Annotated in this window: 15 protein-coding genes; 5 read left to right on the plus strand and 10 right to left on the minus strand. The window is 37.1% G+C overall.

Features of this window, described 5'->3' with window-relative positions; translation table 11 throughout:
- Nucleotides 1–301: 301 nt before the first annotated feature.
- Nucleotides 302–2,302: a bifunctional diguanylate cyclase/phosphodiesterase gene (locus tag G5W_RS20965; protein WP_010096656.1), complete on the plus strand. Its 2,001-nt coding sequence runs from the start codon at nucleotides 302–304 to the stop codon at nucleotides 2,300–2,302.
- 81 nt (nucleotides 2,303–2,383) lie between these two features.
- On the opposite strand, the gene G5W_RS0110975 is transcribed toward G5W_RS20965, so the two are convergent.
- Nucleotides 2,384–3,346 (minus strand): cation diffusion facilitator family transporter, encoded by a 963-nt coding sequence (locus tag G5W_RS0110975; protein WP_010096659.1) that lies wholly within the window; start codon nucleotides 3,344–3,346, stop codon nucleotides 2,384–2,386.
- Between the two features lie 114 nt (nucleotides 3,347–3,460).
- Between G5W_RS0110975 and G5W_RS20970 the strand changes: the two genes are divergently transcribed.
- A complete protein-coding gene (locus tag G5W_RS20970; protein ID WP_010096661.1) occupies nucleotides 3,461–4,741 on the plus strand; it encodes a putative glycoside hydrolase in 1,281 nt (426 codons plus the stop codon).
- A 48-nt stretch (nucleotides 4,742–4,789) separates the two neighbouring features.
- Nucleotides 4,790–5,041, plus strand: a complete 252-nt coding sequence (locus G5W_RS23580; protein WP_157998047.1) for a hypothetical protein — start codon at nucleotides 4,790–4,792, stop codon at nucleotides 5,039–5,041.
- Between the two features lie 124 nt (nucleotides 5,042–5,165).
- Here the strand turns inward: G5W_RS23580 and G5W_RS0110985 are convergent, their stop codons facing one another.
- The gene (locus tag G5W_RS0110985) at nucleotides 5,166–6,044 is read right to left on the minus strand and encodes a DMT family transporter (protein WP_010096662.1); all 879 of its coding nucleotides are present in this window, start codon (nucleotides 6,042–6,044) and stop codon (nucleotides 5,166–5,168) included.
- Between the two features lie 95 nt (nucleotides 6,045–6,139).
- Here G5W_RS0110985 and G5W_RS23965 point away from each other — a divergent pair, with 95 nt between their 5' ends.
- Nucleotides 6,140–6,298 (plus strand): hypothetical protein, encoded by a 159-nt coding sequence (locus tag G5W_RS23965; RefSeq protein ID WP_010096663.1) that lies wholly within the window; start codon nucleotides 6,140–6,142, stop codon nucleotides 6,296–6,298.
- 47 nt (nucleotides 6,299–6,345) lie between these two features.
- Nucleotides 6,346–6,651: a DUF3892 domain-containing protein gene (locus G5W_RS0110995; protein ID WP_010096664.1), complete on the plus strand. Its 306-nt coding sequence runs from the start codon at nucleotides 6,346–6,348 to the stop codon at nucleotides 6,649–6,651.
- A gap of 105 nt (nucleotides 6,652–6,756) precedes the next feature.
- Here the strand turns inward: G5W_RS0110995 and G5W_RS0111000 are convergent, their stop codons facing one another.
- The 8 genes from G5W_RS0111000 to G5W_RS0111035 all read right to left on the minus strand — a co-directional run bounded on the left by G5W_RS0111000 (nucleotide 6,757) and on the right by G5W_RS0111035 (nucleotide 15,483).
- Nucleotides 6,757–8,574: a 5'-nucleotidase C-terminal domain-containing protein gene (locus G5W_RS0111000; RefSeq protein WP_010096665.1), complete on the minus strand. Its 1,818-nt coding sequence runs from the start codon at nucleotides 8,572–8,574 to the stop codon at nucleotides 6,757–6,759.
- Between the two features lie 294 nt (nucleotides 8,575–8,868).
- Nucleotides 8,869–9,405, minus strand: coding sequence for an HXXEE domain-containing protein (locus G5W_RS0111005; protein WP_010096666.1), 537 nt, complete (start codon nucleotides 9,403–9,405; stop codon nucleotides 8,869–8,871).
- Nucleotides 9,406–9,464: 59 nt separating this feature from the next.
- Nucleotides 9,465–10,118, minus strand: coding sequence for a pyridoxine/pyridoxamine 5'-phosphate oxidase (locus tag G5W_RS0111010; RefSeq protein ID WP_010096667.1), 654 nt, complete (start codon nucleotides 10,116–10,118; stop codon nucleotides 9,465–9,467).
- 47 nt (nucleotides 10,119–10,165) lie between these two features.
- Nucleotides 10,166–11,104 carry an alpha/beta fold hydrolase gene (locus tag G5W_RS0111015; RefSeq protein ID WP_010096668.1) on the minus strand — a complete coding sequence of 313 codons (939 nt, stop codon included), beginning with the start codon at nucleotides 11,102–11,104 and terminating at the stop codon, nucleotides 10,166–10,168.
- A 186-nt stretch (nucleotides 11,105–11,290) separates the two neighbouring features.
- Nucleotides 11,291–11,743, minus strand: a complete 453-nt coding sequence (locus G5W_RS0111020; RefSeq protein ID WP_010096670.1) for a YkvA family protein — start codon at nucleotides 11,741–11,743, stop codon at nucleotides 11,291–11,293.
- A 110-nt stretch (nucleotides 11,744–11,853) separates the two neighbouring features.
- Nucleotides 11,854–12,828 carry a quinone oxidoreductase family protein gene (locus G5W_RS0111025; protein WP_010096672.1) on the minus strand — a complete coding sequence of 325 codons (975 nt, stop codon included), beginning with the start codon at nucleotides 12,826–12,828 and terminating at the stop codon, nucleotides 11,854–11,856.
- 16 nt (nucleotides 12,829–12,844) lie between these two features.
- Complete coding sequence (xylF, locus tag G5W_RS0111030) at nucleotides 12,845–13,924, minus strand: D-xylose ABC transporter substrate-binding protein (protein WP_010096673.1); 1,080 nt, start codon at nucleotides 13,922–13,924, stop codon at nucleotides 12,845–12,847.
- 29 nt (nucleotides 13,925–13,953) lie between these two features.
- Complete coding sequence (locus G5W_RS0111035) at nucleotides 13,954–15,483, minus strand: response regulator (RefSeq protein WP_010096674.1); 1,530 nt, start codon at nucleotides 15,481–15,483, stop codon at nucleotides 13,954–13,956.
- Nucleotide 15,484: the final 1 nt, after the last annotated feature.

The raw sequence follows: 15,484 nt of genomic DNA on the forward strand, positions 1-15,484 counted from the left end.
ACTAAAAAATACCTAATAGTTCAATAGGTATTTATACCTAGAGGTGTTCAGATTGTCGATTTATTATATAAAATATATCTCGAAATAGAAAGATTTAACACCGTGCTAAATATCACATAATCTGTCAATTTATGGATAATATTTTTATAAAATTAACGACAGAATAGTCTCACCATTAGGTAATAACGATTTAATATAAGAATAAAATAAGTTATCAAAATATATTTCTCAATTCTAATTATCTATGATACACTACTAAATAACAAATACTTTTTCGACAATTTCTGACAGGTGAAAACTGATGAATAAATTTAGCATACGGAAAGTCCCATTAAATTTGTGGATATTAGGTCCTATGATCATTGCATTTTCCATCTATATTGAAACCAGTACGACTCTAGAAATTGATGGGCTATATTGGACTGCTAATATACTGATGATTGCATTATTTTCTTATTATGGCGGACTATATAGTGGGATTATTCTTTTATTAATCTTAAGTTTTATCTATATGGTAGTAGGATTATTACCAGCAACCAGCGAACTACCGATGCAACAGCAATTTCCATATCTGTTAGGCGCGATCATTGCCCTTTCAATCGGTACATTAGGATGGAAGATAAAATCAAACGAGACCCAACTAAAAAAGTTATTCGATAACAATGATATAACGTTTTGGACTTGGGACGTTGAAACAGATGAGCATACATTTACAGAAGGATTTGCAAATATCTATGGTATCTCCATAGAAGAACTGAAGGAAAACCCGTATCACTGGCAAGATGTCGTACATCCAGATGATAAAGATATTCTACTGGAGTCGATAGAAAAGCAAAAAGCAGGAAAGAAAACAACAATTACATATCGATTTTTCCACAGCAGCGGGGAAATTAGATGGTTACAAGAGCGCGCCACTCCGCATACGGACAAAACTGGAGCGATAACACATGTTGATGGTGTAATCTTTGACATTACTGACCAAAAACAAGCTGAACAAAAAATGAATCAACTAATTCATTATGATTCCTTAACCGGACTTACAAATCGAAAATGGTTCCAAAATTATCTGGAAACTGCCTTAATTTCCTCAGCAAAGTTTGGACGTTCACTCGGTGTTATGTTCATAGACTATGATAACTTTAAACGTGTTAATGATACATTGGGTCATAGTACAGGTGATCAGCTCTTAATCTTAATTGCTGAGCGATTGAAATCAGTATTAACCCCTAATGATGTTGTTTCACGACAAAGTGGGGATGAATTCTTAGTTTTATTAGAAAATCGTAGTCTCACTGAAATTGAAGAACTAGCACAAAAGATAATTGTGAAAATGAATGTTCCATACAAAATTAATGGAACGGAAATTATCTCAACGCCTAGTATTGGAATAAGTGTGAATTTTGATACAGAAGATGACGCTGAAGCATTAATAAAGAAAGCAGATTTCGCTATGTTTCTTGCTAAAGAGAATGGCAAAAACAACTATCAATTTTATAATGACGAATTAAATCAGCAAATGCGACGTAAAATGATTTTGGAAACTCATTTACATAAGGCAATAGAGAATCAGGAATTATCCATACATTATCAACCACAATTTGATATTGCGACGTTTCAAATTGCAGGTGCAGAAGCACTGCTTCGTTGGGAAGGTAGATTAGGTAAAATACCTCCGGATGAGTTTATTCCAATTGCAGAAGAAACAGGACTCATTATTCCAATTGGAGAATGGGTACTGCGACAAGCTTGTCGCGACATTAAACGATTTAAGGAAAAAAAGATGAAGTCTTTTCCAATCTCTGTCAATATTTCAACTAGACAATTAATGGCTCCACACTTTATCGAAAGAGTGGAATCTATTATTGCAGAAGAAAAAGTTGACCCAACGTTATTAACACTTGAAATCACGGAAAGTGCTTTCCTCTATTATGAGGATGCAAAAGATAATATTTTTGCACTGAGGAACCTTGGTGTAGGTGTTTCGCTTGATGACTTTGGAATTGGCTATTCATCGTTAAGTATGATTCGAAATATTGAAATTGACGAACTAAAAATTGACCGATCGTTTCTTAATGATTCCCTAGAAGATAACCGCGTTCGTTCTTTATTAGAAGCAATCATTCAAATTGGTAAAAAGATTAATACAAAAGTAGTTGTCGAGGGAATTGAAACGAAGGAGCAAATTGATTTATTATCGGTCCACGATGTTTATGGACAGGGGTATTTTTACAGCAAGCCTATACCAGTTGATGAATTTGAAGTATGGTGTATGAATGCTTATGAGAAAGCTGGTTTAAAATAAGTGCTGCATAACTCCCTTATTATATGGAAATTTAAAAAGCTTGAGGTTATCGTCCTCAAGCTTTTCATTTATGATTTTTATCTATTCTGGCTGCCTGTCCTGCCATGAGCGTTTTGCATCATCCTCGATGATACCTAGGACTACATCCGCTATTTCTGACTCCCTTAATAGCTTATCAGTAAGCTGGAACTTAATATCATCAGCATCCGCAAGCGTTAACCCTTTCTTTAGCTCAACGGTAACCTCTACATGATAGGTTCTCCCCTCTTGGATCACTCGCATCATGTATATATCAACTACCGCCTCTTCTTCCAATAATACCGCAGCTATTTTATTTTCAACATCGGCGGGTGCCGTAACACCAATGAGGCCAATCATATTGTCATACCCAACCCTAAATGCGACATAAAGCATAAGAATACCAATGAAAATAGATATAACCCCATCTGCTTGGAGGATATCAAAGTATTGTGACAAGACAATTCCGATAATAGCAAGCACTGCACTTGACGTAGCTACTAAGTCTTCATAAAATACAAGTCGTGTAGCTGGAGAGGCTTTACTTGCACCTTTAAAAGCCGTCGCAATCAGGTTCCCACTTCCCTCAAGTTTTGCTTCTTCTTTAATCTCTTTCATTGCTTTAACTAAAATAAATCCATCTACTACAAATGCTGCAACTAAAATCCCGATATTCAGCCAAAAGTTAGATGCTTCTGCCGGATGTTGTATTAAATGCCACCCTTCTTTAATCGTTTCATATGCCATTACTGTGACAACTATAACGGCAACCATACAGAAGATATTAATAACCCGTCCAAATCCAATTGGAAACCGTTTAGATGGCTTCATTTCCGATAACACACTACCAAAAAAGACAAATCCTTGGTTTACCGCATCCGCAAATGAATGCATAGATGATGCAAACATAGTTCCGCTTCCACTAATTGCCGCGGCAATTGCTTTTATAATGGCTAGAAAAGCATTACCAATCGCAGCCACACCAGATGATGTATTTCCTTTCTTCACTAATTGAATAAAACTCATATCATTTCCCCCAGCATATAAGATAATTTCTAACTTATTCTTCCCACACACCTAAATTATCATGTACAAGAAAAATCACACGTTATTGCTAATTTATAACTCGAATCAAAATTCTTGCTCCAACATAACGTAAGAACAAAACTACAAGGAGGGATACCACTGTTTAAGAAATTAATTTCCATCATATGTATCGCGCTTCTATTTGGATGTACAAACAATCAAGCAACACCTGAAGTCAACAACAAACCAGGTGATAATATAAATAACTATAACACAATTGGTAATAATCTGAATACAACTAATGAAAACTTAGATAATCGAGTTCGAAAGCTGTCATCTAATTACGAAGATACCAAGAAGGTACAGTCGTTAGACAATAAAGAAGAACGACCAAAAGTTCAAGTAGAAAAACCGGAAAGAGTCGATGTAAGAGGGATTTATTTAAATCGAACTTCCATAACCGAAGAAAATGTACAACAATATATTGACCTCATCAAGAGTACAAACCTCAATGCAGCAGTTATTGATGTAAAGGATGACTACGGTAAGTTAACCTACGACTCCAATATTGATCTAGCCAACAAAATTGGCTCCGATAGCAATCCTGCTACAATGGATTTAACAAAACTCATTAAACGCTTTAAAGATGAAGGGATATATACCATTGCCCGAATCGTCGTTTTTAAAGACCCCTATCTCGCTGAAAACCAAACTGATTTTGCAATAAAACGGAAAGATGGAGCACTTTGGAATGCTTCTGGTATTAAATGGGTCGACCCATACAAAAAAGAGGTGTGGAATTATATAACATCCATTGCTAAGGAAGTAAGTAACAGTGGATTTGATGAAATCCAGTACGACTATATCCGTTTCCCGGAAAACGCCAAAAAAGTTGACCAAGAAGTCGCGTATGATAATCCAGACGGGCTTTCCAAAGCAGATAATATTTTATCCTTTCTGAAATACTCAGAAGAGCAACTCAAAAATGAACCAATATATGTTTCTGCAGATGTATTTGGATTAGTAACTACGGCCTCTGATGATATGGGAATCGGCCAATTATGGGAGAATATCTCCCCGCACGTCGATTATATCTCACCAATGACCTATCCTTCACATTACGCACCAGGTTCATACGGGGTAGCAAACCCTGACCGTGCACCATATGAAATCATGCTTCAGGCTATGAAGGATGCAAACCAACGCAACAAAAAGCTAAAACAGAGCGGTAAAGATACCGCCATTATTCGTCCATGGGTGCAAGATTTTGACTATATTAGTGCGTATAATGCAGAAGATGTTCGTAAACAGATACAAGCCATAAAAGATCAAGGTATATCACAATATTTAATCTGGAATGCAGGAAATGTTTACACAACCGAAGCATTCAAATAAAAAAACCGACTGATTTTTCAGCGGTGTACATAGCGGTTATTAAAGTTAATGGAGGTAATTCTAAATCGACTTCGTTATCTTATGAAATACAGTGTGGTTGATATCATCATCTTCTTAATTGATTTTCAGCTAAAGAACGTGATGACATGGAGGTTCATCATTTTCTTATTCGATTTTCGGCTCAAAAACGCGGTGACAGTGGATATCATCATCTGCTTATTTGGATTTTCGGTTCAAGAACGCTATGACAGCAGGTATCATCATCTGCTTATTTGGATTTTCGGTTCAAGAACGCTATGACAGCAGGTATCATCATTTTCTTATTTGGATTTTCGGTTCAAGAACACTTTGACAGCAGGTAACATCAACTGCTATTTAGATTTTTTGAATTAAATACGTGATGAGGAGGGTACCCTACCACCAATTACTTCGCAAGCTTCTTCCGTTTTATCCGCATTTCACTTATAAAAGTTGAGCTCAGAATAAGAACTCCACCAACAATCTGTAGAATGCTCATGCTTTCATGAAGAATGATAGCAGCCATGAGAACGGCTGATATAGGATCTATATAACTCAGCACAGCAATGGTTTGTCCTTTTAACTTTTTCATGGATGCAAAGTATAGTAAATAGGCAACACCAGTATGTATTATCCCCAAAATTAGAATGAAAAGGATGGATTGCGAGGATACTCCACTGTAATTCATTGGCTCTGTTAATGCTACATACGGGAACAGAACAATGCTCGCAACACCAAGTTGCATAATGGTTGTTTCCAGATGTGATAAACCACTGATGAATTTATTGATGATAATAACACCGGCATATAGTGCAGCTGCTAAAAGTCCATATCCAATTCCTACAGGGTGTTGATAAGTTTCTCCGGCAGTTGTGCCAGGTTGCACTACGAATAAAAATCCGATAAAAGCGATTAGAATACTTATTGCTTTGGTTACCGTCCATTTTTCTTTTAACAAATATGGAGCTAGTACCATGACAAATATAGGTGCAAAATAATAACTTAGAGTTGCATTCGAGATTGTCGTATAGCGATAAGACTCAAATAGAAATATCCAGTTAAACCCCATAGCAGCTCCTGACAAAATTAATAAAATCAAATTTCGTTTGGAGTTTTTCAGAGTTACCTTCTTTCTTAATATAAAACTTGCTCCTATTAAGAATATACTCCCTATTGCACCTCGAAACAGGGCGATTTCACTGGATGATAGTTCAATATTTCGTACAAATAATCCGATGCTTCCAAAAATAAGCATTACTAAAATAAAAGTAGTTTTACCGTACATACCTCTTCCCCCTGATGACCAAACAGTTTTAGACCATTATCTCATAATTAAGTGGCGATTAGCACAAGATATACTTAAAGAAAGGGGAAGTTACAATGTCTACAAAAAAATATACTGCTGCTGGTACGGATATAGAAGAAGTGAAGCGTCGGAATGCAGAATCAGGTTTATCCTATAACGAGGTAAAAGCTTTACTTGCGAAAACTGTTGGAAAGGGTACTGCATTTACAGTGATACCAATCCAGAAGAAGTGAAACGACAAATCAGACAAACTACTGAGTATCAATAAGGAGTTAATCGTATGGCAGAAAAAGATTTCGAACAAATTTATAATGAATATCGTAATCAAAGTGACAAACAGACTTCCGTTCATTCAAAATCAGAAGGCAAGGATTCCATTGTGGCTGTACGAAAAAATGACGATGGTGATATTATTGCGTTTAAAACAGACTCAGGACGTGAATTGGATTACGTGACAGCGTTAGAGGAAGCAAAAGCTGGCCAACTGGCGCATGTGGATGTTTTTCACAAATATGGTCGAGATATTATACGCAGTGAGCCGGATGGTATAAAGGAAAATAACCTTGATCAGTTACCGGAGTTCTGAAACATCTTAAACAGCCTGGCAAGCCTGGCACTTGGCGTTACTTCTTCTATCAACAAGAATAAAAAGAATGCTGTCACTTCTCGACAGCATCCTTTTTCTATATTTTTATGGAAGCAGTAAATATTGTCCAATGTAAATTCTATTTGGATTAGAAATTACGCCGCCATTAGACTTTTTATTTGCTTCATAAATCTTCTTCCATTCTATTCCTTTACCATAGATATCTTTTGCGATAGTCCATAGAGAATCACCAGCTTTTACAATGTACTTCTTAATTGCTGGCTTTTCTGGTTTAGCAGGCTTGCTAGGTTTATCTGGTTTCGTTGGTTTTGTTGGTTCTTCTTTGTCCTTATCTCCAGCTGGTTTGTCCACTTGCGAAATACGACCTTCTGCAGCATAAGTGATTGGACCTTCATATGAACTTACAAATTCAACTGTTGCATCTAAATCAACAGGACCTTGCTCCGAGTTTTTCGCATATTTGCCAATTACCTGGTTCGGATCACCAAACATATAGTTGTTTACAACTAAAGTGTATGTTTCATTATCCTTGATTTTCTTTCCATCTGGTAAGAAAATATCAACAACCTCTTGTGTTTCATTTTGCCAAGTGTATTTTAATCCAGCAACACTATAATCTGGGCCATATTGAACACTGATTTGGTGATTCAGTATATCTCTAATTTCTTTACCAGTAAATTCTGCTTTTACTAGTGTATTACCAAATGGTTGAACATCGAAGAGATCTCCAAATGTGATATCACCTTTTCCAATATCATCGCGGATTCCTCCACCATTCATAAAGGCAAAATCGGCGTCCATCGCTACTTTCATTGCGTCAGCAAGTAGATTTCCTAATGCATTATCTCCAACCTTACCTCGGACTCCATAGCCACCATCAAGGTCTACAGCCGCCTCACCAAGCACTTCTGATTTCACAATTTCCACTTCATCATTATATTTCTTTAAAATAGCAGCAACTTCTTCATCTGCTTTTTTCGCTTCAATATCAACCTTAATGACTTCAGCAGACTTATTCACGATATCTCCAGTTGTTGGATCAATATCTAAATCTATCGCAGCAAAAGCTTCACCATATTCATACGCTTGAACAATTAATTTATTGTCAACATATCCGTTGTTATAAACATGGTTATGTGCTGCAACAATTACGTCAACCGCATCATCAACACCATTCGCTATATCCGCTGCATCACCTGTAATAACATCACCCTCTTGATAACCAGGGTTATGTGCTAATACAACAATTGCTTCTACACCTTGCTCTGTTAGTTGTGGTACATATTTATTTATAGCAGTAATCTCATCTGTTACTTCAAGATTTTCATTTCCATCCTGTACAATCATTCCTGGCGTTTCGGTAGTGACAACACCAATAAATCCAATTTTTTGTCCGGCAATTTCTTGAACGAAGTAAGGATTTAACATTAGTTCTTTAGTATCTTTAAATTGTACGTTAGCAGCTACTACTGGAAAATCCATTCCATCATAACCAGGGGTACCATTTGGGTGTTCTCCACCATTTACCATACGAAGCATTTCTTTTACACCTTCGTCAAATTCATGGTTACCTAGTGTCCCAACATCAAATCCAATTGCTTCCATGACTTCTACTGTTGGTTCATCTTGGAATAGGGCAGAGATAATTGGGCTACCACCAATCATATCACCAGAATGCACGATTAATGTGTTCTCATTCTTGGCTTCATATTCCTTTAGGTAAGAAGCTAAGAAGCTAATTGGGGCTTTCTCATTGTCAATTTTTCCATGTAAATCATTCACACTTAAAATTTGAACATTAACATAATCTTCCTCTTCAGCAAGTGCAATAGTCGGAACTACTAAACTAGCAATTAATGTTAAAGAAAAAAATAAATTCAACCCAAAACGAAATATTTTCAAAATTTTTCCCCTTCCTACTATTCTAGTATTTATGTACGTTGCTATTGTAGCATAAATAGAATAATAGTATGTAAACTTTTTGCTAAGTTTTGGTGAATTTTGTTAAAAAATAGTACATATTGTTCGGAAATAGATTAATAAACTCTGTTTTTTATGGGTTATTTATTATGATAACAATTTATTTCCAAACATTATGGATATCTCATTAAGAATAGCAATTAGTAGCTCCTACTTACTCTTCAAAATTGCTTCGTATTATAATCGATTGGATGCTCCTCAATCTCTCATAAATAATTAAACTACTTTTTTCCCAATCCAATGGGCAACCAAAAGAACCGGTATGATAAAGATACAGAAAGGTAAACAGACAAGAATAGTTGACCATGTTATCACATCATTCGCTAATAAGGATTGATACAAAAAAAAGCTGTATGGAAGAATAACAATGATTGATGTAATGACACCTGGTGTGATGGATCGTAGAAGAATAGATTGACCGATATGTGTAAAAGCATGTAAAAAGAACACTAAGGTTACAACGATAAACATATGTATATTTCCTAGATTCCCCTGTACTACATGTTGATTTGCTAGGATAGTAGACCCGCTTACAAATAAAAATATGATTAGTACCGCAACAGAAAACTGTGCCGTGGTCATAGAAAATTGTTTTATAATCCTATCCGCAATCTTAGTTGGTACTATTTCGTATATTTTAGCTGAATTCTTTCCAACCCATTTTTCAACCATAATAATTTCTTCAAAATCATGTAACACAAACATAATGGGTAATAACCAAATTAGAGTTTGAACGTTTAACCACTCATCCACCGCTCTCATCCCCTTAATCATTCTTGTAGTAGTTTAATTATCTTTTAGCACAGTACGAACTAACACCATAGCAGCTGCTTCAACCACTTTTCTCTATCCTTGTAATATTTTAACCGTATATGTTTGCGTTCTTCGTTAGCTTGCCAAAATTCTACTTCCTTCGCTTCGACCCTGTACAATGTCCAATTGGGGTTGACAGTATTAGGGTTCTGCTCTATTTCTAACAGTTTATCAACCAATGCTTCATCTAGTTCTTGATGATCCTTTAAAACAGAACTTTGTTTACCAATTAATGCTAGTGCGCGCGCAACTTTTCCACGATTAAGAAAATCCCTTGCACTTAACTCCTTCCCCATGATACTCGCTTGTCCCCGAATTCTGATTTGCCTACCTATCGCAGACCAATAAAATGTAATTGCTACATGAGGATTATTCGCCAGTTGCTTTCCTTTTTCACTCATAGAACTGGATGAAAAATACCAGCCTGACTGATCAATATCCTTTAAAATAAGGATACGCGCATCTGGAAAACCAGCTTCATCCACAGTCGAAAGAGTCATCGCGTGCGGTTCTGGTACACCGTATTCTAAAGCCATTTGATACCATATAAGAAAAAGCTCCTGGGGTGTGTCTGAAACCTGTTCAGAATGAAATTCCGGAAAAGGACCTTGTAATGTTTTACTATTTTTTAACACTTCTCGAATGGTCTCCATAAGTTCCCCCTAGTAAACTCTATTACATACCGGTAAACCAACAAAACTTAAACATCACACTTTTGTCGAATAGCCTCTTTAATCACATCAATCACCAACTCAGGGTTTTCTAAATGAAGCGAATGGCTATGCACGGTCTTAATTTGTCTCGCGTTTTTTGTTAAGTTACAAAGTAAGTTTTGATGCTCTATCCATGTAGGATCTGAATTATTTGAGCTGATAACGGTCAAAGACAAATCATCCGGTAGAGCTTTTGATCGATTAACTTGCATTGCCGATTCTTCGCTCATTAAAAACTCCTGATATACAGCTTCATAAGATTTAGGATGAAATCCGATATACCTTGCGTGTTCACGAAAAGGATCAGGTAAATATTTCCGACCTACCGGTTGTTTCAATAGTTTTGGTAGACCTATCCCAGAAGTTAGATAACCAAATCGAAATATTTGAAGGTTCTTTCGGTGAGATTGTTGACGAGCGGCATCCCACTCTTCGCTTAGATATCTGTTCTCATGAACAGCGTCGACCAGAATTAAAGAAGCTATCTTTTCAGGGTATTTACTCGCGAACAACCGCATATTTAATCCACCAAAAGAATGACCTACTAATATATATGGTGGTGCTAGCTTTAGATTTTCTAATATATGTACTAAATCATGTACAACATCTTCACTCGTGTACGGTTGCTCACTAGGCGAACTCCAACCATAACCCGCCCGGTCAAAGGAAACTGTTCTTGCATATTTAGACACTTGTGGTTGAATGAAACACCAATCCAACGAGCAGCAGCTTAATCCCGAATCAAAAATAACCGTCACTTCAGCCTCTTCATTCCTAGAGGCAATGGCATGTATCATTCGGTCATTCCGTTTGATTAGCTGACCGGGTTCTTTCAGTTGCCTGTTTTTCGTTAATAATAAATTAGTCAGTGTAAAAGGAAAACCGATTACATCGATTACGGTTTTTAATGTTTTTTCCGCTTTCATACCTTTTCCTCCGATTAGTTTCAAACATTTCAATTTTCCAATCATATACTTACATTGTAACCTTAACAGAAATTTCCATCAATTCTAAATGAAGCATTAATATTTCGTCCATTTGTAATTTCTTGTCCAAAGGAATCATTTCCAACTAAAAAAAGGAATACTTAAACAGCTATGTTTAAGTATTCCTTAATTATTACCATTCAACTTATTATCAATCTCTGATGTATCTACCTCATTACCAAACCAGCTTTGTAGCTTATCCTTAGCCTTAGCTTTTACTTCGTCGTCCACATGAACAGCTACTTGTAATAATGCCGCGGTTAAAACACCTAAGTCATCTATAAATCCTGCTCCGAACGCTACATCAGGAATTAAATCAATAGGTAAAATAAAGTATCCTAACGCTCCGACAATTGTTGCCTTTACCTTCACAGGGATCTCTGGCTTCTGTAATGTGTAATAAAGGATAAGAACTGCATAGACTGCTGACGAACCAGCCTTTTTAGCAAACTTCCCTATTTTCTTCCAGAGCTTGTCATCGGAATAATGTTTACCGTGCTGCTGGATATCACTTTCTTCTATATCGATTACCTCTTGCTGAATGAGATCAATTGGTTTTTGTTTTCGTTTCTTGAACATACTGTATCCCCTCGCTCAGATATTAATGACTTGTCTATCCCTTATCTTAATACGATATTTTACCGTCGTAAAGTAGCACTCTTTTTGTAACCTAGAAGGTCCAAGTATATTCACTCATCAACATGAAGTAAGATTTTCCCCGTATGCTTCCTACTTTCCATTAGCTGATGTGCATCCTTTACGTTACTCAATGGATATTCTCTCCCAATAACAATGTTTAACTCTCCGCTAGCCAAATAACGAATAACTTGTTCAGCCGCTTCACGAAGTAAATATGGGCGTTTCTTCCGAGTCGTTCCGAGACTAAAGCCTAACACAGAACGGCAGCTTGCGTGAAAATCAGTGGTCTTAAAATCGCCTGCGACTCCGCCTGAATTACCGAAATGAACAAGTCTACCATAGTCTGCTAAACATCTTATACTATCCTCTGCTACCTTACCTGACATCGAATCGAGTATAACATCAACACCATAACCATTCGTCAGCTTGAGTACCTTGTCTGAAAAATCATCATACGTAAAGACATGATCTGCTCCTGCATCTAGAGCAACATCCATTTTAGCAGTATTTCCTACCGTACCAATGATTGTTCCAGCGCCTAATAGCCTTGCCAATTGGATTGCTGTTGTCCCAACACCACCTGCTGCGGAGTGAATAAGAATAGATTCTCCTTTCACAATTCTCCCAACATCCTTTAACAGCTTATAGGAGAGAATCGATACGATTGGACTTGCTGCAGCAATATCGTCTTGAATTTCTTCTGGAATTGGAAAGGCAAGTTGTGCATCCGCGACAGCAAACTCCGCGTATGATCCAGTTCGAGGGAAGGCAATGACTCGTTGTCCAACTTCCAATTCCTTCACATCACTGCCTACCTCTACTATTGTCCCAACTAAATCTAATCCAAGGATAATTGGAAAGTTGCCCTTCGCTTTCCTACCCGTTCTGTTTTTAATATCTGCGTAATTGACACTTGTCTTCGTTACTTTAATAAGTACTTCTTTTTCCCCATATTTCGGTACCGGTGAATCCTTATATTGTAATACTTCAGGACCACCAAATTCTTCGATAATAACTGCTTTCAATGTAATCCCTCCTAAATTATTTACTATCATATACCTCTTCACGCGAATGAAACCCATCAGCAATGATGGTTTCTTCAATATTATCTTTATGGACTTCAATTGGCGAGAGTAAAACGGACGGTACTTCAATTTTTCCATTATTGATATTACTATCTACTTCCACTCGTTCTCCTTCCGCAAGTGCCACGGAAAGTTCTGCTGCTTTTCTGGCAAGTTCACGAATTGGCTTGTAGGCCGTCATCGTTTGTGTTCCATGAACAATTCGTTGAATAGCAGCTAGGTCTGCATCCTGTCCCGCCACCGGTATTTTCCCGGCAAGTCCCTTTTCTTCTAAAGCTCGGATTACACCACCAGCTGTACCATCATTTCCAGCAATAACAGCATCTATCTGGTTATCATTTTTCTCCAGTGCTTCTAACATATTTTGATACGCTTTGTCTGGATTCCAATCATCTGTCCACTGGTCATAGACAATTTTAATATCCCCACGGTCAATATAGGGCTCAAGAACTTGGAAAACACCCTTCTTCAAAAGGATGGCATTGTTGTCTGTGATAGAGCCACCAATATAGACATAATTTCCTCTTGGTACCAGTTTGGTAATGGCTTCCGCCTGGATTGCCCCCACTAATTCATTATCGAACGATACGTATAAGTCAACATTTGCATTTGTTATGATCCGGTCATAAGAAACAACCTTCACACCAGCAGAATGGGCCTTCTCTACAATCGCTGCTGTAGTTTCAGTATAATATGGGACAACGACTAAAATATCAACGCCATTACTAATCATGGTCTCTACTTGTGCAATCTGTAGGGCTGCATCTTCATTGGCTATCATAATCTCTATTTCTGCACCTAGAGCCTCTAACTCTTCTTGAAATAATGCTTTATCCTTCAACCAACGCTCTTCTTCTAACGTATCCATTGAAAAGCCGATTTTAATTGGATCTTCATTGGAACCATCCGCTTCTTTTGTATACGTTGGTAAGGTCTGTTCCGTTTCACTACTAACCTGTTCTTTCTCACAGGCAACCAATACAGCAAATGGAATCATTACTAGTATTATAGTTAACCAGTTTAAACACCTATTCACCGCTCCACCACCATTTCCGACATTGTGTTCTATTTTTCTTTTCCTAGAATAGAATTTTGATATTCTTTCGGTGAGACATGAACATTCTTCTTAAAAACTTTGCTGAAATAATTCGGTTCATGATACCCCACCTCAATCGCAATCTCCTTAATACTCCTACTTGGATCCTGCATCAGCTTTTTGGCTTTTTCGATACGGCATCTTGTCAAGAAATCAATGTAATTAATTCCAAGCTTTTCTTTAAATAATTTACTAATATAGATTGGACTTAATCCTATTTTATTCCCTAATGTTTCAAGGGATATTTCCTCATGAGAATGCTCCATAATGTATTGTCTAATTTGTTCCACGTTATCCGCTTCTAATCTTTGATAATAGTCCTCATATTTCGCTTTCATTTGTTCTAGTAATTTGCCAGTTTCCGTACGAAGCTGACGATAATCTGTTGGTTGATATGCAAATATAGGAGTTTCGCTTTCAACCCCTAAGTCCTGCAATACACGTGAAGCTACCCATAATATCTCTAATATCCGCTGCTGTCCTTGTACAGGTAATATCCCATGATATTCAAAAAAGGGAATAAGACTTATTACCGCATTACGTACCGTTCCCCACTGACCTAGCTTGATTTGGTCAGAAATATCTTCCTTAATTTTCTTCACACGTACCTCTATAGTTTCCTCCCCAACTAAGTCTTTTGAATAAAACTGATATTTTAAGGTTGAGAATGTTTCCATTGCAACTAATGACTCTTGATAGGACCTTCTAACATCGCTTAGAGATGGATAAACATTGCCAATACCTATGAACCAGCCTTCCTCATGCTTCTCCCGTATCGAAAGTAATTCTCTAGCTAGTGAAATCGCTTGGGAGCGAAACGAAATTTTAGAATTTCTAAATACAATCACTGGTACTTGATTGCTAGATAAAGCACCTACTAAACAAGTACCCGTTCTTCTCATCGTTTCTTTCACCACCGAATACCGATTACTAGAATTTGGTGTTCTAATATTCATGACAAAAATCTCACATCCGGTATCGATATCTAGAATATCGACCAGTATTTTCGAGCTAACTTCGTGGACATGCTCGAATAATAACTGGGTAACCAAGTCCGTCTCCATAACTGCTTTTGTCTTTTGAAGTACGGCTTGCTGATGCTCGGTCGTAGCTCGTTCCTTCTTTTCATAGACAATCTCCTTTAATGCTTTTCCGACTGTTTCCACAATATCATTTGCCTTACTTGGCTTCAGTAGGTAGTCGGAAGCTCCTAGTTTTATAGCCTGTCGCATATAATCAAAGGTATCATAGGCAGTTACCATAATGAACTTTGTATCCGGACGTTCTTCCTTAATTTGTACAAGTGCATTTAGTCCGTTTATTCCAGGCATTTTAATATCCATTAATATCAAATCAGGCTTTATTTGTTTCGCAACATCTATAGCATCGCTTCCGTTTCTGGCTTCATGTATAACAAGGCTAGGAAACGATGTGTGTAATATAGCCTTCATGCCATCACGTTCAATTTGTTCATCATCGACGATTAAAAGCTGTATCATA

Source organism: Ornithinibacillus scapharcae TW25, assembly GCF_000190475.1.
Classification (GTDB): domain Bacteria; phylum Bacillota; class Bacilli; order Bacillales; family Amphibacillaceae; genus Ornithinibacillus; species Ornithinibacillus scapharcae.

Coding starts and splice junctions, on each gene's coding strand:
- G5W_RS20965 (WP_010096656.1), top strand. CDS start 302: ATGAATAAATTTAGCATACGGAAAGTCCCATTAAATTTGTGGATATTA.
- G5W_RS0110975 (WP_010096659.1), bottom strand. CDS start 3,346: ATGAGTTTTATTCAATTAGTGAAGAAAGGAAATACATCATCTGGTGTG.
- G5W_RS23580 (WP_157998047.1), top strand. CDS start 4,790: ATGGAGGTAATTCTAAATCGACTTCGTTATCTTATGAAATACAGTGTG.
- G5W_RS0110985 (WP_010096662.1), bottom strand. CDS start 6,044: ATGTACGGTAAAACTACTTTTATTTTAGTAATGCTTATTTTTGGAAGC.
- G5W_RS23965 (WP_010096663.1), top strand. CDS start 6,140: ATGTCTACAAAAAAATATACTGCTGCTGGTACGGATATAGAAGAAGTG.
- G5W_RS0110995 (WP_010096664.1), top strand. CDS start 6,346: ATGGCAGAAAAAGATTTCGAACAAATTTATAATGAATATCGTAATCAA.
- G5W_RS0111010 (WP_010096667.1), bottom strand. CDS start 10,118: ATGGAGACCATTCGAGAAGTGTTAAAAAATAGTAAAACATTACAAGGT.
- G5W_RS0111015 (WP_010096668.1), bottom strand. CDS start 11,104: ATGAAAGCGGAAAAAACATTAAAAACCGTAATCGATGTAATCGGTTTT.
- G5W_RS0111020 (WP_010096670.1), bottom strand. CDS start 11,743: ATGTTCAAGAAACGAAAACAAAAACCAATTGATCTCATTCAGCAAGAG.
- G5W_RS0111035 (WP_010096674.1), bottom strand. CDS start 15,483: ATGATACAGCTTTTAATCGTCGATGATGAACAAATTGAACGTGATGGC.